This is a genomic window from Mesorhizobium cantuariense, assembly GCF_042647205.1.
Taxonomy (GTDB): Bacteria; Pseudomonadota; Alphaproteobacteria; order Rhizobiales; family Rhizobiaceae; genus Mesorhizobium; species Mesorhizobium cantuariense.
Genome location: NZ_JBHRVD010000001.1, coordinates 6,546,004 through 6,566,816, shown reverse-complemented (window position 1 = coordinate 6,566,816; position 20,813 = coordinate 6,546,004). Strand labels below are relative to the sequence as shown.

Annotated in this window: 18 protein-coding genes; 11 read left to right on the top strand and 7 right to left on the bottom strand. The window is 64.6% G+C overall.

Annotated features, from left to right (window positions below; translation table 11 throughout):
* Window positions 1-3 precede the first annotated feature (3 nt).
* From ACFOJ9_RS32155 to ACFOJ9_RS32145, 3 genes are read left to right on the top strand one after another with little or no spacing between them, the layout of a single operon-like run.
* Window positions 4-1,605 carry a heme biosynthesis protein HemY gene (locus ACFOJ9_RS32155; RefSeq protein ID WP_378985161.1) on the top strand — a complete coding sequence of 534 codons (1,602 nt, stop codon included), beginning with the start codon at window positions 4-6 and terminating at the stop codon, window positions 1,603-1,605.
* A 36-nt stretch (window positions 1,606-1,641) separates the two neighbouring features.
* Window positions 1,642-2,121, top strand: coding sequence for a tellurite resistance TerB family protein (locus ACFOJ9_RS32150; protein ID WP_378985159.1), 480 nt, complete (start codon window positions 1,642-1,644; stop codon window positions 2,119-2,121).
* Window positions 2,122-2,136: 15 nt separating this feature from the next.
* Window positions 2,137-2,853 carry a glutamine amidotransferase gene (locus tag ACFOJ9_RS32145; RefSeq protein ID WP_378985157.1) on the top strand — a complete coding sequence of 239 codons (717 nt, stop codon included), beginning with the start codon at window positions 2,137-2,139 and terminating at the stop codon, window positions 2,851-2,853.
* A 6-nt stretch (window positions 2,854-2,859) separates the two neighbouring features.
* Here the strand turns inward: ACFOJ9_RS32145 and ACFOJ9_RS32140 are convergent, their stop codons facing one another.
* From ACFOJ9_RS32140 to ACFOJ9_RS32110, 7 genes are all read right to left on the bottom strand, one after another.
* Window positions 2,860-4,098 (bottom strand): MFS transporter, encoded by a 1,239-nt coding sequence (locus ACFOJ9_RS32140; RefSeq protein WP_378985155.1) that lies wholly within the window; start codon window positions 4,096-4,098, stop codon window positions 2,860-2,862.
* Between the two features lie 119 nt (window positions 4,099-4,217).
* Window positions 4,218-5,360: a pyridoxal phosphate-dependent aminotransferase gene (locus ACFOJ9_RS32135; RefSeq protein ID WP_378985153.1), complete on the bottom strand. Its 1,143-nt coding sequence runs from the start codon at window positions 5,358-5,360 to the stop codon at window positions 4,218-4,220.
* Window positions 5,361-5,468: 108 nt separating this feature from the next.
* Window positions 5,469-5,930 (bottom strand): MucR family transcriptional regulator, encoded by a 462-nt coding sequence (locus ACFOJ9_RS32130; RefSeq protein ID WP_378985151.1) that lies wholly within the window; start codon window positions 5,928-5,930, stop codon window positions 5,469-5,471.
* Window positions 5,931-6,145: 215 nt separating this feature from the next.
* Window positions 6,146-6,865, bottom strand: coding sequence for an ROK family protein (locus ACFOJ9_RS32125; protein ID WP_378988186.1), 720 nt, complete (start codon window positions 6,863-6,865; stop codon window positions 6,146-6,148).
* Between the two features lie 11 nt (window positions 6,866-6,876).
* The gene (gene zwf / locus ACFOJ9_RS32120; protein WP_378985149.1) at window positions 6,877-8,253 is read right to left on the bottom strand and encodes a glucose-6-phosphate dehydrogenase; all 1,377 of its coding nucleotides are present in this window, start codon (window positions 8,251-8,253) and stop codon (window positions 6,877-6,879) included.
* A gap of 22 nt (window positions 8,254-8,275) precedes the next feature.
* Window positions 8,276-9,289, bottom strand: coding sequence for a phosphogluconate dehydrogenase (NAD(+)-dependent, decarboxylating) (gene gnd / locus ACFOJ9_RS32115; RefSeq protein ID WP_378985147.1), 1,014 nt, complete (start codon window positions 9,287-9,289; stop codon window positions 8,276-8,278).
* Window positions 9,290-9,339: 50 nt separating this feature from the next.
* Window positions 9,340-11,757 carry a glucan 1,4-alpha-glucosidase gene (locus tag ACFOJ9_RS32110; protein WP_378985145.1) on the bottom strand — a complete coding sequence of 806 codons (2,418 nt, stop codon included), beginning with the start codon at window positions 11,755-11,757 and terminating at the stop codon, window positions 9,340-9,342.
* A gap of 156 nt (window positions 11,758-11,913) precedes the next feature.
* Here ACFOJ9_RS32110 and ACFOJ9_RS32105 point away from each other — a divergent pair, with 156 nt between their 5' ends.
* The 8 genes from ACFOJ9_RS32105 to ACFOJ9_RS32070 all read left to right on the top strand — a co-directional run bounded on the left by ACFOJ9_RS32105 (window position 11,914) and on the right by ACFOJ9_RS32070 (window position 20,743).
* Complete coding sequence (locus ACFOJ9_RS32105) at window positions 11,914-13,194, top strand: GAF domain-containing sensor histidine kinase (protein WP_378985143.1); 1,281 nt, start codon at window positions 11,914-11,916, stop codon at window positions 13,192-13,194.
* Window positions 13,194-13,928: a response regulator gene (locus ACFOJ9_RS32100; RefSeq protein WP_378985141.1), complete on the top strand. Its 735-nt coding sequence runs from the start codon at window positions 13,194-13,196 to the stop codon at window positions 13,926-13,928. Before ACFOJ9_RS32105 ends, ACFOJ9_RS32100 begins: the two co-directional genes overlap by 1 nt.
* Before the next feature lie 159 nt (window positions 13,929-14,087).
* A complete protein-coding gene (locus ACFOJ9_RS32095; RefSeq protein ID WP_378985139.1) occupies window positions 14,088-15,089 on the top strand; it encodes a YihY/virulence factor BrkB family protein in 1,002 nt (333 codons plus the stop codon).
* A gap of 205 nt (window positions 15,090-15,294) precedes the next feature.
* Window positions 15,295-16,185: an SMP-30/gluconolactonase/LRE family protein gene (locus tag ACFOJ9_RS32090; protein ID WP_378985137.1), complete on the top strand. Its 891-nt coding sequence runs from the start codon at window positions 15,295-15,297 to the stop codon at window positions 16,183-16,185.
* Window positions 16,186-16,277: 92 nt separating this feature from the next.
* Entirely contained in the window at window positions 16,278-17,291 is a 1,014-nt protein-coding gene (locus ACFOJ9_RS32085) for an ABC transporter substrate-binding protein (RefSeq protein WP_352442103.1), read from the top strand.
* Window positions 17,292-17,340: 49 nt separating this feature from the next.
* Complete coding sequence (locus tag ACFOJ9_RS32080) at window positions 17,341-18,810, top strand: sugar ABC transporter ATP-binding protein (protein ID WP_378985135.1); 1,470 nt, start codon at window positions 17,341-17,343, stop codon at window positions 18,808-18,810.
* Between the two features lies 1 nt (window position 18,811).
* Entirely contained in the window at window positions 18,812-19,792 is a 981-nt protein-coding gene (locus ACFOJ9_RS32075; protein ID WP_378985133.1) for an ABC transporter permease, read from the top strand.
* 3 nt (window positions 19,793-19,795) lie between these two features.
* Complete coding sequence (locus tag ACFOJ9_RS32070) at window positions 19,796-20,743, top strand: ABC transporter permease (RefSeq protein ID WP_378985130.1); 948 nt, start codon at window positions 19,796-19,798, stop codon at window positions 20,741-20,743.
* Window positions 20,744-20,813: the final 70 nt, after the last annotated feature.

The following is a 20,813-nucleotide window of genomic DNA, read 5'->3' as shown; positions in this document are numbered from 1 at the left end:
ACAATGATCCGGCTGCTCGCCTTCCTCATCGTCGTCTTCGCGCTCGGGCTGGGCTTTGCCTGGCTGGCCGACCGGCCAGGCGACATGGTCGTCACCTTCAGCGGCTATCAATACCAGGTCAGCCTGATGGTGGCGGCGGTAGCTGTCGTTGCCGTGGTCGCCGCGGTGATGATCCTCTGGTGGCTGCTCAAGTCGCTGTGGAACAGCCCCTACACCATCTCGCGCTATTTCCGCGTCCGCCGCCGCGACCGCGGCTATCAGGCGCTGTCGACCGGCATGATCGCCGCCGGCGCCGGCGACGGCGCGCTGGCCCGCAAGAAGACCAAGGAAGCCGCCAAGCTGATCCGCTCCGACCAGGAACCGCTGATCCATCTGCTCGAGGCGCAGGCGTCGCTGCTCGAAGGCGATCATGAAGGCGCGCGGCAGAAGTTCGAGAGCATGCTCGACGATCCCGAAATGCGGCTGCTCGGTTTGCGCGGACTCTATCTCGAAGCCGAACGGCTCGGCGACCGCAACGCCGCCCGCCACTATGCCGGCCGTGCCGCGGTGATGGCGCCACAGCTGGCCTGGGCAGCCGAATCGACGCTGGAAGAGCTGACCGCACGCGGCGATTGGGACGGCGCCTTGAAACTGGTCGACGCGCAGAAGTCGACACGGCAGATCGAACGCGATGCCGCCAACCGCCGCCGCGCCGTGCTGCTGACCGCCAAGGCGCAGGCGCTTGCCGACAGCGATCCCGCTGCCGCCAGGACCGCGGCGATCGAGGCCAACCGGCTGCGGCCGGACTTTGCGCCCGCTGCCGTTGCCGCCGCCGCGGCGCTGTTCAAGCAGAACGATGTGCGCAAGGGCTCAAAAATCCTCGAGGCGGCGTGGAAGGCCGAGCCGCATCCGGAGGTCGCCGAACTCTATACCCATGCAAGACCGGGCGACGCCGTGCTCGACCGCCTCAACCGGGCGAAGAAGCTGCAGGAGATGAAGAAGAACCACGCCGAGTCGTCGATGACGGTGGCACGCGCCGCGCTCGACGCGCAGGATTTCTCGACCGCCCGCCGCGAGGCCGAGGCTGCGATCCGGATGGACCGCCGCGAGGGCGCCTATCTGCTGCTCGCCGACATCGAGGAGGCCGAGACCGGCGACCAGGGCAAGGTGCGGCAGCTGCTGTCGAGGGCGGTACGGGCGCCGCGCGATCCAGCCTGGGTTGCCGACGGCGTGGTGTCCGAACGCTGGGCGCCGGTATCGCCGATCACCGGCCGGCTCGACGCCTTCGAGTGGCGCGCACCGATGGAGCGTCTCGGCCAGCTGATCGACAGCCATGAGGATGCACCAGCGAGCGCGGCGCCGGTCATTGAAGCATTGGCAAAGCCGACGAGCGAAAAAAGGCCGGCCGAGGTGATCGATGATACCGGTCGGGGCGAGGCGGCGGGCAAGGACGCCGAGAGCCTCGAGGATCATGTCAGGCCGATCACGGCGGCGGCCTTCGCCGCGGTGCCGACCGATGCCGAGGGTGTCGAGCCGGCCGAGGAGCTTGCGCGGCTGCCGGACGATCCTGGCGTCGATCCGGACGAGGGAGCGGAAAAATCGCCGCGCCGGTTTCGGTTGTTTTGAGTTGGGCCGGCCGTCGGGCCGTTGGGGAATGGATCTATGTTTGAACGCGTTCTGTCATTTCTCAGGGATTTGCCCGCCGGCGCCGGCACGCATGCCAGCACGGACGATCCGCGCATCGCTGCCTCGGCGCTCCTCTACCATGTGATGAACGCCGATGGTGTGCGCCAGGATGTCGAGTGGGAGCGGTTCAAGGCGGTGCTGGCCGAGAGCTACTCGATCAGCGGCGCCGAACTCGAAGCGCTCGCCGCCGCCGGCGAGCGGGCCGACAATGAGGCGATCGATCTCTATGCTTTCACCAGTGTCTTGAAGCGCCATCTCGAAGCCGATGCGCGCAAGGCTTTCATCGGCCTGATGTGGGAGATCGTCTATGCGGATGGCGAGTTGCACGAGCTCGAGGACAACACGGTCTGGCGGGTTGCCGAGCTGATCGGTGTCGAACGCCGCGACCGCGTCGAGGCGCGCCGCAAGGCGGCGGCGCACGCGCCCGGCGCCACCGGAACATCGAGCGACGAATAGGATTTTCGCCTGCCCATGCCGCGCCAAACGAGTTCGAAGCCAAGAATCCTGATCGTGCTGCATCAGGAGAATTCGAGCCCCGGCCGCGTCGGCCACATGCTGCTGGAAGAGGGCTTTGAACTCGACATCCGCCGGCCGCCGCTGGGTGACACCTTGCCGGAAACGCTGGACGGCCACGCCGGCACGGTGGTGTTCGGCGGCCCGATGAGCGCCAATGACGAGGATGAGTTCGTCCGCCGCGAGACCAACTGGCTGGAGATACCGCTCAAGGAGAACCGGCCGTTTCTCGGCATCTGCCTCGGCGCGCAGATGCTGGCCAACCATCTCGGCGGCAAGGTCGAGGGGCATGGCGAAGGGCTGGTCGAGATCGGCTGGTATCCGCTGAAGGCGACCGAAGCCGGCAAGCAACTGATGCACTGGCCTGAGATGGTCTATCAGTTCCACCGCGAGGGCTTTTCGCTGCCCAGGGACGCAACGCTGCTGGCGACGGCGGAGACCTATCCCAACCAGGCCTTCCGCTATGGCGACAATGCCTGGGGCATCCAGTTCCATGGCGAGTTGACCAGGGTGATGATGCAGCGCTGGGTGGTGCGCGGCGCGCATCGCTTCGAGTTGCCGGGCGCGCAGCCTGGCCGCGATCACCTTGGCGGCCGGCTGATCTGGGACATGCATCTCAAGCGCTGGCTGGACGAGTTCCTGCGGATGATCTTCGGCAAACCGGAAGCGCGATAAGGCCCTTCAGTTTCGCCCGTTGAGGTGGCGCACCTTGCGCAGTTGCGGGAACAGCACCATCCACAGGCCCGCGACGGCGATGGCGCCGACGCCGCCGATCACCACGGCCGGCACCGTGCCGATCAACGCCGCCATCGTGCCGGCGCGGAATTCGCCCAGTTCGTTGGAAGCACCGACGAAGACCTGGTTGACGGCGTTGACGCGGCCACGCACGTGGTCGGGCGTCCACAACTGGATCAAGGTTTCCCTGATGTAGACGCTGAACATGTCGGTGGCGCCGAGGAAGGCCAGCGCGACGATCGACAGCCAGGTGATGGTCGACAGACCGAACAGCACGGTGAAGGCGCCGAACGACGCGGCGGAGGCCAGCATGATCATGCCGGCGTGGTTGCGGAGCGGATGCCCGGCCAGCCAGATAGCGACGCAAATGGCGCCGACGCTGGGCGCCGAGCGCAGCAGGCCGAGCCCCCAGGGACCGAGCTGGAGGATATCGCGCGCATAGACCGGCAGCAGCGCCGAAGCACCGGACAGGAGCACGGCGAACAGATCGAGCGAGATGGCGCCCAGCACGATCTTCTCGCTCCAGATATAGCTGAACCCGCCTAACAGGTGCTGCATCGTCGGCTTTTCCGTCTCCGTGCGCTGCGACGGCTTCGGGATGGTGAAGATCAGCAGCCCGGACACAAGCATCAGGACAGCGGCGGTGCCGTAGGCCACTTCCGGCGACACGCCGTAGAGCAGGCCGCCGGCGACCGGACCGACGATGGTCGCCGTCTGCCAGGCCGATGAATTCCAGGCGATGGCGTTGGCGAAATCCTCCGATGGCACCAGATTGGCGAACAGCGAGGCGGAGGCCGGGCCGAAGAAGGCGCGGGCGACGCCGAACATGGCCAGCACGGCGAAGATCGGCAGCGGCCCGCTGATGCCGCGCAGCGTCAGGAATAGCAGCGCCAGCGCACAGATCGCTTCCATCACCACCGCCAGCGCCATGATCAGGCGGCGGCCGAAGCGGTCGGCCACGACCCCGGTGACCAGCACCAGCAGCAGCGACGGCAGGAATTGGACGATGCCGACCAGGCCCAGATCGAGCGGGTCGCGGGTCAAGTCGTACATCTGCCAACCGACCGCGACGGACACGATCATGGTGGCGAAGGTGGTGAGGAAGCGCGCCGCCCAATAGCTCAGGAAGGAGCGGTGGCGGAACGCGGCATAGCGCTGGTCCAGCGAGGTTTGTGCTGATGTCATGGAGTGAGGCCCCGTTGCGATGGCATCAGCTGGCGGGGCACTTCCACGATGGGCGCTGGTCCGGCTGGCGGAACTTTTAGCTCAGTTCGCCGCGGATATGCGTTAAAATCAGTGCTGGATCAAGAAATTTTAAGCCTACTCCATCGACTGCACGGGGAAGTTATTGCCGCAGCGCGGCGGAGATGGCGTCGAGGCCGCCGCTCAATTCGGCTTCCGTCGGCCAGCCAAACCCGACGCGGAAGAAGCGCTTCTCCATTTCGAACCAGTGGCCGGGTCCGACATAAGTGGCATGGTTTTCCAGCAAGTTCACGTAGAACCTGTCGAGGTCGAAGCCGGGATCGACATTGAGGCGGGGGAAACCGACGACACCACCTTCGGGCGGCACCCAGTCGACCAGTGGCTCGCGGTCGATCCAGGCCTGGACGATGTCGCGGCGCTTGGCCATTTCGGGCAGCAGCGTCGCCAGGAAGGCGTCCCCGGCGCTCAAGCATGCCGCGCGCAATGCCCTCGTCGATGACGCTGCCGCAGATGCCGATCTGCTCCTTGGCGGCGAGGAATTTCTCCTGAAGCGCCGCGTCCCTGGTGACCAGCCAGCCGATGCGAATGCCGGGAATGCCGAAGGCCTTGGACAGCGACGAGACGCTGATCGCCTTCGGGCTCAGCGATGCCGCCGACGGCAGGCGACGGCCGTAGGAGAGGTCGCGGTAGGTCTCGTCGACCAGCAGATGACAGTTCCTGCTTTCGGCGAGCGCCACCAGCGCATCGAGCTCGGTTCGGCTCATCATCGTGCCGGTCGGGTTGTGCGGGCAGGTGACGCTGATCAGTTTCGTGTTCGGCTGTATCGCCGCCTTGGCGCGTTCGACATCGATGGCGAAGCCTTCCTCGAAGGCCAGGTCGACAAAGCTGATGGTGCAGCCGATCGCCCTTGGGGTTTCGATGTTGGTGGCATAGTTGGGCCTGATGACGACGAGATGATCGCTCTGCGACAAAAGCGAGGTCGAGATGATGAACAGCGCGCCGGCGGCACCGGCGGTGACCAGGACATCGTCAGGCGAAACGCCGGCGTCCTGCGCCGATATCAGCGCGCGCAACGCCTTGTCGCCGCGATGCTCGCCATAGAAAAGCGTCAGATCAGGCAGCGACAGGCCGATGTCGGAGAGCTTCTGGTCGGCGATCGAACTTTCGGAGAGATTGTAGCGGATACGGTCGTAGCCGTACTCTTCCGGCGCCTCTTTCTCGATCACCATTCTGGTGTAATTCATGGCTCACCCCCCAAAGACCCGTCCGACCCAGCATGAAGCCTGCCAAGGCGGATTCGCCGGCAGGCTTCTGTTCCAGTCGTCCTGACTGTTGGCGCAGGACTGAATTGTTCAGGCCGAGGCCTTCGCCTTCCTGCCCTTGACAGGTGCCTTCACAGGGGCTGCCTTGCGGCCGAGGCCGATCGACTTCGCCAGCAGAGAACGCGAGGCGGCATAGTTGGGGGCAACCATCGGATAGTCGGACGGCAAGCCCCATTTGGCGCGATAGGCGTCCGGCGTCAGGCCGAAATGCACGCCGAGGTGACGCTTCAGCGACTTGAACTTCTTGCCGTCTTCGAGGCAGATGATGAAATCGGGCGTCACCGATTTCTTGGGGTTGACCGCGGGGACCAGGGGGGCAGCCACCGGGACCACCGGCTTGCCGAGCCCGCTTATCGAGGTGCTGACGCTGGCGATCAGATCGGCCAGGCCGGAAACGGGCAAGCGGTTCTTCTCGACATAAGCGGACACGATGTGAGCGGTCAGCTCGAGCAGGTCGATGTCTTTACGGGTGCTGTTGCTATCGTCGGTCACTCTATTTCTCCGTCTAAAGCGAATGACCTGAAAATCGGATTCGATTCCCGGAAAGGATCATGCGCGAAATCAAAATGCTGTGGCGTGCTTCGTGCGTCCACGGGGCGAATGGCGTTGTTGTGGCGCGGAATTCCTAGTCGGCAAATCTGCGCAATGCAATGACTTGGCGTCACTTCACACGTTATTTTGAACAACTATATTAAACAATAACAATATCAGACTATGAGCGCTTTGTCGCGCCACAAACGAAATCCGCCTTCAAAGGCGCGTGTGTTGTCGCCGCGCCTGGAGTCGGCGGGCAATTCATCCAGCTTGTCGACGTTGCCGCCGCCAATGACGACATAGTCCGGCTGCATGGCGGCGCGGAGCCGGTCGACGACATCGAAGACATATCTGCGCCATTTCTTCTTGCCGCGCTTTTCGAGGCCGCGCTCGCCGACATAGTCCTCGAAGCTCTTGCCCTTCCTGTAGGGCAGGTGGGCGAGTTCCATCGGCTGGGCGACGTTGTCGGCAATCATCGCTGCACCGAGACCAGTGCCGAGCCCGAGGAACAGCATGTGCCCGCCCTCATAGCTGCCAATAGCCTGCATCAGTGCATCGTTGACAACCTTCACCGGTTTGCCGAACGCACCCGCGAAGTCAAATCCAGCCCAGCCCTTGCCGAGATTGGCGGGGTCGGTCAGCGGCCTGTTGTGGTTGACCGGGCCCGGATAGCCCATCGAGACGACATCGTAGGGCAAGCCCTCGGCGAGCTTCTTGACCGCATCGATCATCTGCTGCGGCGTCAGGCCCGGTCCGGAGTCGGCGCGGCGCTCCTCGCCGCCGGCACTGGTCAGGATCTTGACGTGCGAGCCGCCAATATCGATCGAAAGCACGATCTTCTCAGGTCCCGACGTCTCTGGGCCCGATGCCGGTTGTTTCACCGCCTTGGCCATCGTGTCCCCTCTCATTTCACCGGATCAATCCAACCATTGGGCGGCCCGAACCCGGCCATGACGTCCGCTGGCCCCCATGTTCCCAGCTCGTAGAGGTGCGGCGGCGTGGTGTCGCCGAGCACCGGGCCGACGATGCGCCAGGCCAGTTCGCTGGCGTCCTGGCGGGTGAACAGCTGGCCGTTGCCGTTCATGGCGTCGCCGATCAGCCGCTCATAGGGCGGCATGTCGCCCTTGCTGTCGTCGAGCGCCGTCAGTTCGACCTGCTCGCCGATCATGTCGTCGCCTGGCGCCTTGCGCTGGGCGCCGATGGCGATCACCACCTGGGGGTCGATGCGGAAGCGGACGTAGTTCTGGTCGGCGGGCTTGATCGGGTCGAAGACATCGAGCGGCGGCCGCTTCAGCCGCACCACCACTTCAGTGACATGCACGGGCATGTTCTTGCCGGCGCGGATGAAGAACGGCACGTCCTGCCAGCGCCAGGTGTCGACGAAGAAACGCACCGCGGCAAAGGTCTCGACCGGCGAGTTCGGCGCCACGCCCGGCTCGGCGAGATAGCCGGTGAACTGGCCGCGCACGACATCGTCTTTGGTCAGCGTGCGGATGGCGCGCAGCACCTGCACCTTCTCGTCGATCAGATCGTCGGCGGAACGGCCGACAGGCGGCTCCATGGCAAGCAGCAACAGGATGTTGAGCAGATGGTTTTCGATGACATCCCTGATGCAGCCGACATCGTCATAGAAACGGCCGCGTCCCTCGACGCCGAAATCCTCGGCCATGGTGATCTGCACGCTCTCGACGAAATTGCGATTCCAGATAGGTTCGAGGAAGGAATTGGCGAAGCGGAAATAGAGCAGGTTCTGGATCGCTTCCTTGCCGAGATAATGGTCGATGCGGAAGATCGACTGTTCGTCGAACACCAGGTGCAGAACCCGGTTCAGCCAGCGCGCCGATTGCAGATCGTGGCCGAAGGGCTTTTCCACCATCAGCCGCGCGCCATGCGCGGTGCCCGATTGCTCCAGCCCCTGGACGACGGTCTCGAACATGGTCGGCGGCACCGCCATGTAGTGCAGCGGCCGCTGCGCGGTGCCGAGCGCGCTTTTCAGTTTCTCGAACGTCGCTCCATCGCGGTAGTCGCCGCTGACATAGCGCAGCAGCGAGGCGAATTTGGCGAACACCTTTTCGTCGATCTTGCCGAGCGCATTGACGATGCCGTCGCGGGCGCGCGCCTGCAATTGCTTGAGATCCCAGGCGTCAAAGGCGACGCCGATCACCGGTTCGGTGAGCGTGCCCTTGGCGACCATCTGGTAAAGCGCTGGAAATATCTTCTTGTGGGCGAGGTCGCCGGTCGCTCCGAAGAGCACCAGCGTGTCGGACCGTTCCGGGCTCATCAGCGTGTCTCCCCCTGTGCCGTCACTTGCCTGCCTTCGGCTTCTCGACATGGCCGCCAAAGGCATAGCGCATGGCGGACAACAGCTTGTCGGAGAATTCGGATTCGCCTTGCGAGGAGAAGCGGTCGAACAGAGCCGAGGACAAAACCGGTGCTGGTACGCCTGTGTCGATCGCCGCCTTCAGCGTCCAGCGGCCTTCGCCGGAATCCGAGACGCGGCCACCGAAATTCGCCAGGCCCGGGTCGCCTTTCAATGCGCCGGCGGTCAGGTCGAGAAGCCAGGAGCCGATGACGCTGCCATGGCGCCAGACCTCGGCCACCTGGGGAAGGTCGATGTCGAACTGGTAGTATTGCGGGTTTTCCAGCGGGCTGGTCTCGGCGTCCGCCGTCCGTTGCCGCTTGCCGGCATTGGCCGATTTCAGGATGTTCATGCCTTCGGCATAGGCGGCCATGACGCCATATTCGATGCCGTTGTGCACCATCTTGACGAAGTGGCCAGCGCCGCTCGGTCCGCAATGCAGATAGCCAAAGGGCGCGGTCCCGGCATCCTTGGGCGGATTGGAGCCGGCGTCGGCGCCCGGCGCCAGCGTGGCGAAGATCGAATCGAGGTGTTGCACCGCCACATCGGGACCGCCGATCATCAGGCAGTAGCCACGCTCCAGGCCCCAGACACCGCCGCTGGTGCCGACATCGACAAGATGGATACCCTTGCCGGCCAGTTTCGCGGCCTGGTCGACGGCGTCGTGATAGTAGGAATTGCCGCCGTCGATGACGATGTCGCCAGGCTCCATCAGGGCCGCCACCTGATCGATGATCCTGCCGGTGATCGCTGCCGGCAGCATCAGCCACACACAACGTGGCTTGACGAGCTTGCCGACGAATTCTTCCATTGAAGCCGCCCCCAGCGCGCCGTCGGTCACCAGAGCCGCGACGCTGGCGGGATTGATGTCGTAGACGACGCATTCGTGGCCGTCGCGCATCAGGCGCCGGACCATGTTGGCGCCCATCCGGCCCAGTCCCATCATTCCGATCTGCATGGTTTCGTCCCTGTTTCCTTGGAGATTTGCGGGGTTTATCGGGGGAAGATCTACTGGCTGTCCTGCTCGCCTGATATGACGGAGAAGTCGACATTCTCCCAATCGCCGGTTGCGGACCAGAAAAAAGTGAAGATCAGCGTGCTTCCCTCGGGGAGGCCGGCGACGGGCAGATCGGCAAGATGGATGCCGAAAGCATTCTCTGCCGTCTGGCTGTCATGGGCGGTCGCCCAGTTGTGGCTGCTCCAGTGAATAATTGCCGGGGCCAACAGCTCGACACGCAGCGTCTTGCCCGCCGGCATGGTGCGGATCTTGTTGTTGAACCGCCATGTCCTGAACGGCGATACGGTCCTGTCCTCGGTGTAGCGCTTGACGCCTTGCGGGGGCATGTCGAAGACCGCGCCGTCGTGCAGCGAGCGCAACAGCTTGATATGCTCCGAATGTGCCCAGACCAGCGGCATGGCGCTGCCCGAGGGGCGGCCATGCAGCAGTTCGCGCTCAGTCAGGTCGATGCCGTCCCAGACTTGCTCCGGCAACAGGCCGCCCGGCCCGGCCGAGCCTTCCAGCGCTGCCAGCAGGCTGATCGCCTTGTTCCTGCGCCCCGCCGCCAGCTCGTAATGGGCGCGTTCGCCGGCCAGCAACGGCCACGGACGGCCCTGACCGGTGCCGTCGAAGGGCGCACCATCTTCATGCTCGCCATAGCCGTCGCTGGTGTAGCGATACCAGAGCGGCCCTTGCGGCAACTCGCAGCGCAATTGCGCATCGATGACCTTGACCGTGTCGACGATGCGCGGGTCATCGGCCGCCCGCAGGCCGAAGCGCACCAGCGCCAGCGCGTCCGGGCTGACGATTGCCTCTGTGGGCCGGTTGCTATCGCTGGGTGGCCGGTTCTTGATCGGGACAAAACCGTCCTTCGGCGAGCCGGCCTCGGCGCTGTCGGGTGGCGCGATGCGGACGTAGTAGCCGTCAACGCCGGCTTGCGTGCAGATCGCCGTGCCGCTGACATAGGTCCAGCGCTCGATCTGATCGTTCCAGCCATCGGCGGTCTCGCGCAGATAGGTCGCCGGCTCAGGCATGCCGCAGGCGTCGAGCAGGTCGACCGCGGCAAGCAGTGCGGCGATTTCGACGGCGAGCGTGAACGGGCTGTAGCCGGCATCCTCTTCCCAGCGGTCCTCGCCGGTGACCGGTCCGTTGCGCACGACATAGCTGGCGGCGCGTTCGATCATCGGCAGGAAGGTTATGAGCCTGGCGCGCGGCAGATGGCCGGCACGGTGCAAAGCATCGGCCAGCAGCAGTGGGAAGGCGCATTCGTCCATCTGGATGCCGGGCCAATAGACCGATCCATCGAGCCAGGCGTTCTGCGGCCAGTGGCCGTCCGGCTGCTGGATGGAGCTGAGATAGTCGAGGATTTGCAGCGCCGAGGCGGCGTCGCCGGCAGCGAGAAAGCCGCCCGCCGTCTCGACCAGATCGCGCGGCCAGACCAGATGGTAGCCACCGAGGTCGTCGTCACCCTTGTTGAAGCCCCATGGAATGGACAGGCTGGCGACCGCAGCGCCCGGCGTCGTGATCGAGCGATGTGTCGCCAGTACCGCGGTGCTGGTGCGATAGCTGTTGATGCCAGATGCCGTGTGCCGGTCCAGCGGCAGCAGGCTCTTTTGCCACTTGCGCCATTTTTCGACGTAGGACTTCGCTGCTGGTTCAAAGCCTCGGTTTAGGCTAGCGAAAGCATGTTCCGCCGCTTCGTCCGGCGTCGCTCCAAATCCTAGCGCCAGCAAGGCCTTGGTCTCGGTGGCGGAAAAGCCGATCTCGCCGGTCAGCGCGACATTGCCGTTCTCGGCCCGCTGGCATGCCGGGTCGAGCTCGCCTGTATTACGGAGCTGCTGCCAGCCGTCTGAGAAACCGACATAGCCGGCCGAGCCGGTTCGCCAGGGCAGCGACGAGGCCAGCGCCAGGCACGTGCCGCGCCCCGAGGCGAACTGCACGGGCTTTCCCTTGTGCTCGCCGACCCAGGCGGTGTTGCCCATGCCGGCATTGACCAGATGCGGTGCCAGAAGCGCGTAGACGCGGTAGTCACCGGGCACCCCCTTGAGCGCCGTGAAGGTGATTTCCTGCAACAGCGCCGGGCGCGCCGGGTCGGCGAGAATGCGCTTTTCGATCCGGTAGGCGCCGTCGGCGGCGGAGTTGACCAGCCTGTAGGCGGGCACGCCGTCCTCGAACGGTTCGATGATGTGCGCGGCATCGCGCTTCTCTTCCGAGAAATAGCCGTCGGGGCCGGTGACGATCAGGCCGAGGTCGCGCGTGCAGGCGCTGTCGAGGCGCGGATAGTAGATTTCGTTGAGGATGCCGTGGCTGATCGTGAACCAGATTTGGCCCGCCGGCGAAAGCGACGTTCCGACGCCACTCTTGGCGCTTGACGTCCAGCGGGCCGGAATTCCCGGGGCGCCCGGAGCAACGTTTTGCGTCACTGGCATTCTGTTTCGGTCTCCTCGCCTCCTCCCTAGACCAGGACACGAAGCCTTTTCAATCATTGCACCGCAAGTTGATCGACTGCCGTAAAGGGCGCCGTCGTTGACAGCAGCGCCGGCATGCGTCCACTATTTCCCGGCACGGGAGGATCGTGAAAGCCAATGCCGGAAGTGTCCCTGGTCCTGATCGACCGGCTGCTGGCGATCTCGCGGGCGCTTGCCGGCCATATCGATCCCGGCACGGCGTTCCGCGCGACAGCCATCGAGATCGGCACGCTTATTCCGCACGACCATATCGATCTGGCGGTGCTGTCTCACGATGGGCGCATGCATGCCTGCTATGAAGCCGGTTTCCACACCAGTTGGAGCGAGCTCGCCCAGCATCCGGTTGAAGGCAGTCCGATCCGCTACGTGTTGTGGGGCAAGACGCCCTATCTGTTATCGGACAACGCGCTTGTCGACGACCGCTTCCACTTTGCCGGCGCCTTCGACGAGCCGATTTTCGCGGCCAAGCTGCGCAGCCGCATCATTGTGCCGCTCAGGGCGCGGGGCAGTGTCATCGGCGCCCTCAACATCAGCCGGCACGAGGTCGGCTGCTACACGCTAGCCGATGTCGCGGTCGCCCAGCAGTGCGCCGATCTGATCGCGCCCTATATCTTCGCGCTGATCCAGACCGAGGAGGCGCGGCGCGCCATGCTTGCCGAGAGCGAGGCGCGCAACCGTGTCGAACTGCTGCGCGTCGGCGCCTCGCAACTGACCGAAGGCATGGAACGCGAACGTCGGCGCATGGCCATGGATTTGCACGACCAGACGCTTGCCGACCTGGCCCGCATTGCGCGCCAGCTTTCGGCATTGCGCGGCCAGGGCGTGGCGCGAGCGGCGCAGCTTGCCGATCTCGAACAGGAGGTCGCCGGGTGTCTGACGGAACTGCGCCACATCGTCGACGCGATGCGGCCGAGCGTGCTCGAACTGTTCGGCCTGCGCGACGCGGTCGAGGCGCATCTCAACCGCAGCGTCAGCAAGGCCAAGCCGCCGATTGCCGTGCACATCGCCGACACCAGCGACGGCTGCGCCGACAGCCTGCCCGAGCCGGTTCGCACCGCGCTCTACAGGATCGTGCAGGAAGCGATCAACAATGCGGTTCGCCACGCCGCGCCGCGCCGAATCGATGTCTTGCTGGCGTCGACCGCGAGCGTGCTGCGGGTGATCGTGACGGATGACGGCCAGGGCTGCGGCGCTATCGATCCGGCGGCGCATGGCGGCATCGGCCATATGCATACGCGTGCGGCGCTTATCGGGGCGCGGCTGCGCATCGGACAGGCCGGCCGCAAGAGCGGCGGCACGCGCGTCCTCGTCGAGATCGATCGCCAGCCGTCGCGGGAATTGCCGGCTGCGGCGGCTGCAACAATGCCCGGCGAGCTCGCCGTGTCGGAGGCCATGTGATGCTTGTGATGATCGCCGAGAATGACGGGCTGCACCGCACCTTCGCGCGGCGCACCGTCGAGCAACTATGGCCCGGCGACGTCGAGGTGATCGAAGCGAGCGACGGCGAAGACGCCATCAGCCTGGCGACCGAGCGCGAGCCGCCGCATGTCGTGCTTGATCTGCAGATGCCGAAGGCGACCGGGATCGAGGTCGCCAAGGCGATCTGGAACCGCCGCGCCGGCACCCACATCCTGTTCTGGTCGAATTTCGCCGACGAGGCCTATGTGCGCGGCGTGGCACGCATCGTGCCGCCCGGTTCGGTCTACGGCTATGTGCTCAAATCGGCCACGGAGGAAGGCATGCGGTCCGCCTTGCGCGGCGTTTTCCGCGATGGCCACTGCATCATCGACCGCGAGATCCGTGGCATCCAGCACCGGGTGCAGGACAAGTTCGAGGGCATCACCGACGGTGAATATGAGAGCCTGATCGACATCGCGCTCGGCCTGACCGACCGGGCGATCGCGGCCCGCCGCGGCCTGTCGATCCGTGGCGCGCAGAGCCGCATCAAGCATGTCTACGACAAGCTCGGCATCGTGCCCGCGGAGGACGGCGCCAGCGATGCTTCCGTGTTCAACTCGCGGACGCGGGCGATCTATCTCGCCATGGCGCGCGGCCTGATCAACATCGACGCGCTGCGCCGCGAGCAGGACCGGCTCGATGCCTGGCTGGCACAGGCGCCGCCGCAGCGCTAGGTCCTTCAGCCCACGCGCCCAAGCCTGTCGGCTGACGTTCTCGGCACCAGCGTTCCGATTCAATTCCTGAACCCAATGGCGCGGCCACCAAACGGAACATCGGAAGTTCTGGCGCATTGCTAATGGACGCCATTTCAACTTGCTGCCCACGGGCTCGACGTGCGAACCGCGATCATAAACTTCTGGCACTTGGTGCGTGAAAGCGTAGTCGGCTTCATCAACGACAATGCTCTTAGTCATGGTGCTGCGATGGCTTTCTATGCTGCCACTTCGCTGGCGCCGATCTTGCTGATCGTGGTCGCTATCGCTGGTCTCGCCTTCGGTCATGATGCCGCACAATTGGCTTTGTCTGCCCAGGTCTCCGGGCTGATGGGGCCGGAAAGCGCCGACCTCCTCCAGACTGCGCTGGAGAATGCATCGAGCAAGCTGTACGGAACCTGGGCCGCGGTCATCGGGCTAGTCACCTTGTTGGTGGCCGCGTCTGGCGTCTTTGGTGAAATGCAGCAGTCACTGAACACAATTTGGAAGGTCGAACCGCGGGGCAGTTCTTTGTCGCGTCTGGTGCGGGCACGAGCCGCCAGTCTGGGGTTGGTCGCCGCGCTCGGGTTCCTGTTGCTGGTCTCTCTCATAGCAAGCGCTGCGATTTCGGCACTGAGCGATTTTATCAACGTCCATCTGCCGTTCGGAACGATCATACTCAGCGTCATCAACGCCGTCGTTTCATTTGCCCTCATCTCCCTGATGTTCGCCGCCATTTACAAAGTTTTGCCCGATCGAACCTTGGAATGGCGCGATGTAGGGATTGGTGCTGTTATGACCGCTGCCCTGTTCACGTTGGGAAAATCGCTTATCGGCTGGTATATCGGTACCAGCGCGATTGCGTCCTCCTATGGCGCCGCCGGTGGACTGCTCGTCATCCTGCTCTGGGTTTACTACTCATCGGAGATTTTCCTTCTCGGTGCCGAGTTCACGCGCGCCTATTCAGTTCGGCACGGCAGCAGGTCCGATCTGAAGGCCTTGGTTTACAGTCCTTTGCCAGCGAAGCGCGACGCGTTTCGCGCAGGGCAAAAGCCCAACTCTGCCGGCGTAGTCGTGCTCGTGGCGGTGGCGTGCGCGAGCGCAACCTTGACCGCGCTTTTGCTGAGTGTTCGCCGGCCCTAGTCCGGCCTCGCCGTAGCCGCTATCACTCTGCCCCGATTAGCCCCTACGCGACTGTGCAAATGCACAGTCGGCCATGCGCTTTGACCCGTATCGCCTCGCGGGCACCGCAACTACGCTCGACCCCAACAAGAGACCATATCGGGGAAGCGCTCATGCCATTCGTCACCATGCGAATACGCACGGCTGTTCGGGCCGGGAGCCAGTGATGTCGGTTTCGGTGCGCGCGCGCCATTCCGGCCTGGACGACGTCGTCGGCGACGCGACGATCGAAACGCTGGCGAGCGGCTTCGGCTTCCTCGAAGGGCCGGTCTGGCATCCTTACGAGAAATGGCTGGTCTTCTCCGACATTCCGGAAAGCCGCATGTACCGCCGCAGTGCCGCGGGCGAGATCGAGCTGTTGCGCGAGCCGAGCTACAAGGCCAACGGCAACACGCTGGACCGCCTCGGGCGGCTGGTCACCTGCGAGCATGCGACAAGCCGCGTGACCCGCGCCGAGCCCAATGGCAGCGTGACCGTGCTTGCCACGCACCATCAGGGCAAGCAGCTCAACAGTCCGAACGACATCGTTATTGCCACCGGCGGATCGATCTACTTCACCGATCCGGGCTATGGCCGGATGGAATTCTATGGCGTGCCACGGCCACAGGAATTGCCGTTCCAGGGCGTCTACCGCATCGATGGCGACGACGCTCGGCTGACATTGCTGACCGACGATTTCGTGCAGCCAAACGGGCTTTGCTTTTCGCTGGACGAGTCGCGGCTGTTCATCAACGACACCGAATGCGGACACATCAGGGTGTTCGGCGTCGAAGCGAATGGCGACCTCAATGGCGGTGCCGTCTGGGCCGTGACCGAGGGCGAGGGGCCGGGAGCGCCCGACGGCATGAAGATCGACAGCCGCGGCAATCTTTACTGCACCGGCCCCGGCGGCATCCATGTCTTTGATGCGTCGGGCGCCATTCTTGGCGTCATCCGGACACCCGAAGATTGCGCGAATTTCACCTTCGGCGACGACGACCTTCAGAGCCTCTACATCACGGCGTCGACATCGTTGTACCGGCTCCGGGTGCGGGTGCCGGGATTGAGACTGTTTTGAGTTCGGCACCGTCCGTGCTCAAATCAGATTGGGAGTGAGGCCGGGTCAAGCCGGTAGGAAATGCAGCAGTCAACATCTGGGAGGATAACGACATGAAGAAACTGTTCGTCTTGGGCGCTCTGGCGGCGATGCTCGCCTCGGGCACGGCACTCGCCGACACCAGCGGCAAGAAAATCGCCTTCTCAAACAACTATGCCGGCAATTCATGGCGGCAGGCGATGCTCGACAGCTATGGCATCGTCACCAAGAAGGCGGTCGCCGACAAGATCGTCGGCGCGGCAGACATCTTCACCACCGCCGACAAGGAGGTGCCGACGCAGGCGGCGCAGGTACAGAACCTAATCCTGCAGGGCTATGACGCAATCGTCATCAACGCCGCCTCGCCGGATGCGCTCAACGGCGCCATCAAGCAGGCCTGCGACGCCGGCATTGTCGTCGTCTCCTTCGACGGCACCGTGACCGAGCCTTGCGCCTACCGCGTCGTCGTCGACTTCAAGGACATGGGCAAGCAGGAAGTCGAGCAGATGGCCAAATTCCAGCCCAAAGGCGGCAATCTGCTTGAAATACGTGGCCTTGCCGGCACCTCGATCGACGATGCCATCCATGCCGGCATCCTCGAAGGCGTCGCCGCCCATCCCGAGTTCAAGATCGTCGGTTCGGTGACCGGCGACTGGGACCAGACGACGGCGCAGAAGGCGGTGGCGACCATCCTTCCGTCGCTGCCCGATATCGTCGGCGTCGTCGACCAGGGTGGTGACGGCTATGGCGCCGCACAGGCCTTCGCCGCCGCCGGCAAGCCGCGCCCGACCATCATCATGGGCAACCGCCAGGACGAATTGCAGTGGTGGAAGGAACAGAAGGACAAGGACGGCTACCAGACATGGTCGGCCTCGATCGCGCCCGGCGTGTCATCGCTCGCCTTCTGGGTGGCGCAGCAGGTGCTCGACGGCCGCACGGATATTCCGCACGATCTGCTGGTGCCGTATCTGGCCTTCACCCAGGATGATTTCGAGGCCGAGCTGCCGAAGATCCCCAAGGGCGGCGTCGCCAGCCACGAATACACGCAGGAAGATGCGATCGCGGCCATCAAAGCCAACATCAAGTGAGCATCACGGCAGCGTTGCCGTCCGTATCGCCGAGCGGATATCGTTGAGCATGCCTGAAGGGAACGCTGACATCATCAGACTGAACGGCGCCGAAAAGCATTTCGGCGCCGTTCGCGCACTGGGCGGCGTGGATTTTCACGTCGGGTCCGGCGAGTGCGTCGGTCTTGTCGGCCACAATGGCGCCGGCAAATCGACGCTGATGCATATGGTGGCGGGCACGTTGATGCCCGACAGCGGGCAGATCGGCGTGCATGGCGGCATCGAGGCGAACTACTCGGTGTCGCGGGCGCAGCAGCTCGGCATACGCTGCGTGTTCCAGGAACTGTCGCTGTGCCCCAATCTCAGTGTCGCCGAGAACACACGCATCAACCACGCTTCGCTGCGCGGACTCGGCTGGCGGCGCAAGGCGGCCGATCTGATCGCCGCCAAGCTCGACGAAATCTTTCCAGGTCACAGTATCTCGGCGTCGGACATTGTCGGCGACCTGTCGATCGGCCGGCGCCAGATGGTGGAAGTGGCGCGCGCCTTTACGGTGACGCAGGACCGGCTCGACCTCGTCATACTCGACGAGCCGACATCGTCGCTCGACGCGCACACGGCCGGCCAGTTGCTGGCCTTCGTGCGCCGCTTCGTCGCCGGCGGCAAAAGCTGCATCCTGATCTCGCATGTGCTGGGCGAGGTGCTGCGGAACGCCGACCGGATCGTGGTGATGCGCGACGGCAAGGTGGTTGTCGCTGACGCCGCCAGTGCCTTCGACCGCGACCGGCTGATGACGGCGATGGGCGGTGCGGAAGCGCGCCAGAAGATCGCCGCTGAAATCGCTGCCGCCAAGCCCGGCGCCAGCCCGCTGCGGGTTCGGGCGCGGCCCGCCGCGCAGAAGGACGGCACCGACCTTGTCGCATGCGCCGGCGAGATCATCGGCCTTGCCGGGCTGGCGGGACATGGCCAGACCGACCTGCTGTTGGCGATCTTCGCTGCTGCATCGCGCGCCCGGACCGGTATCGAGGTGACAGCACCTGTGGCGCTGGTCGCCGGCGACCGTCAGTCGGACGGCATTTTTCCGCAATGGTCGATCACTGAGAACATCGGTATCCGTTCGCTGGCGCGTTTGCGCAACGGGCTGTTGATCTCGCCGCAGCGCGAGGCCGAGCTTGCTGCATTTTGGCAAAAGAAGATAGGCATCCGCACGCCTGATATGAACAACAACATCTTTTCGCTGTCGGGCGGCAACCAGCAGAAGGCGCTGTTTGCCCGCGCCCTCGGCTCGGACGCGCAGATCGTGCTGATGGACGATCCGATGCGCGGCGTCGATATCGGCACCAAGCTGGAGGTCTATGACCTCGTGCGCGAGGAGGCCAGAAGCGGCCGCACCTTCCTCTGGTACACCACGGAAACCGAAGAGCTCGACAATTGCGACCACATCTATGTCTTCAAGAACGGCCGCATCGTCGCCAATCTGCGCCGCGACGAGTTGACCGAAGAGAAGATCATCCAGTCCTCCTTCGGCGATGCGGCCTGAGATGACGGCCGCCAGCCTCGACACCGCTGCCAGGACTTCCGCCGAGCGTGGCGCGCTGGCCCGCGCCCGCCTGCTGCGCGGGCTGCTGCCGGCGCTGTCGCTGGCGCTGGTGCTGCTCGCCATCGCCTGGCTCAACCCGCGCGCCATCAGCTATTTCGGCTTCAGCCTGATGCTCAACCTGGCGATCCCGATCGCACTGGCGACCATCGCGCAGATGTTCGTCATATCAGGCAACGAGCTCGACCTGTCGATCGGCACCTTCGTCGGCTTCGTCGGCTGCGTCACCGCGACCTGGCTGAAGGATGCGCCGCTTATCGGTGCCCTGATCCTGCTCGGATCGATCGGCGTCTATGCGCTGCTCGGCGCGCTGATCCATCTGCGCAATTTGCCTTCCATCGTGGTGACGCTCGGCATGAGCTTCGTCTGGCAGGGGCTCGCGATTCTCGTTTTGCCCAAACCCGGCGGCAAGGCGCCGGACTGGCTGCTTGGGCTGATGGCGTTCAAGCCGCCTTTCATTCCCTTCCCGATCATCGCGGCGCTGCTCATCGGCCTCATCGTTCATTTCGGCCTGATGCGCACTTCCTACGGCGTGATCCTGCGCGGCTCGGGCGGCAATCCGGCGGCACTCGGCCGCGCCGGCTGGTCGCTGCTCAAGACCAAGATCGTGCTGTTTGCGCTCGCCGGCCTGTTCGGCGTGCTGTCCGGCATGGCGCTGATCGGCATCACCACCTCGGCCGATGCCAATATCGGCAATGGCTATACGCTGCTGGCGATAGCCGGCGTCATCCTCGGCGGCGGCGAGTTCGTCGGCGGCCGGGTGTCGCCGATCGGCGCGGTGATCGGCGCACTGACGCTGGCGCTGGCGGCTTCGCCGCTGCTCACCTTCATGCACATTCCACCCGACTGGCAGGTGGCCGCCAACGGCGCCATCCTGATCATCGTGCTGGCGGCGCGGGTGCTGATCAGCCGCAGGGAGAGGTGATCGATGACATCGGTGAAATCGCTGCTCACCAAACCCTGGATCTGGTCGTTTCTCGGCGCGCTTCTGGTGTGGCTGGCGACGATCGCCTTCACCGGTGGTTATGGCGCCGGCGGCATGGTGACCGCGGCCCTGTCGCTGGCGGTGTTCACGGTCATTGTCGGCGTCGGCCAGATGTTCGTCATCACGCTCGGGCCCGGCAATGTCGACCTGTCGCTGCCGGCCAATATCGGCCTGGCCAGCGCCGTCGCGATGAAGGTGATGGACGGCAATGATTCCATGATCGCGGTCGGGCTGCTGGCGGCGCTTGCCTGCGGGGCGGCGGTCGGCGCCGTCAACTATTTGCTGATCTGGGCGCTGCGCATTCCGCCGATTATCGCCACTTTGTCGGCCAGCTTCATCATCCAGTCGATCGACATCAGCTATGGCCGCGGGCTGCAGATCAAGCCGCCGCCGGGCTTCGCCGATTTCGCCAACTGGCAGATACTCGGCATTCCGGTGCTGGCGATCCTCACCGTGCTGTTCACCATCGGTGCTGCCGTCGCGCTGCAGCGCATGATCTATGGCCGCTCGGTGCTGGCCATCGGCCAGAACATCCGCGCCGCGTGGCTGGCCGGCGTCAATGTCGGCCGCATCCGCTTCCTCACCTACACGCTGTCGGGCGCGCTCGGCGGCATCGACGGCGCGCTGCTCGCCGGCTATTTCCGCGGCGCCAATGTCGACATCGGCAATGAATATCTGCTGGCCTCGATCGCCGTCGTCGTCATCGGCGGCACCTCGGTGGCCGGCGGCAAGGCCAATGTGCCCGGTGTCTGGGGCGCGGCCCTGTTCCTGGTGCTTTTGCTGACCATGCTCAACACGTTCGGCGTCAGCGCCGGGGTGCGGCTGCTGCTGACGGGGCTGATTATTGTCGGTGTGATCACGGCGGCGGGCGGGCAGAAGGCGGTGCGCTGAGGAAGAATGGCTCCGCCTGGCATCGCAAGGCAGTTCCCAATCTCATCCTGGCGCTGTAAATCCGGTCGGC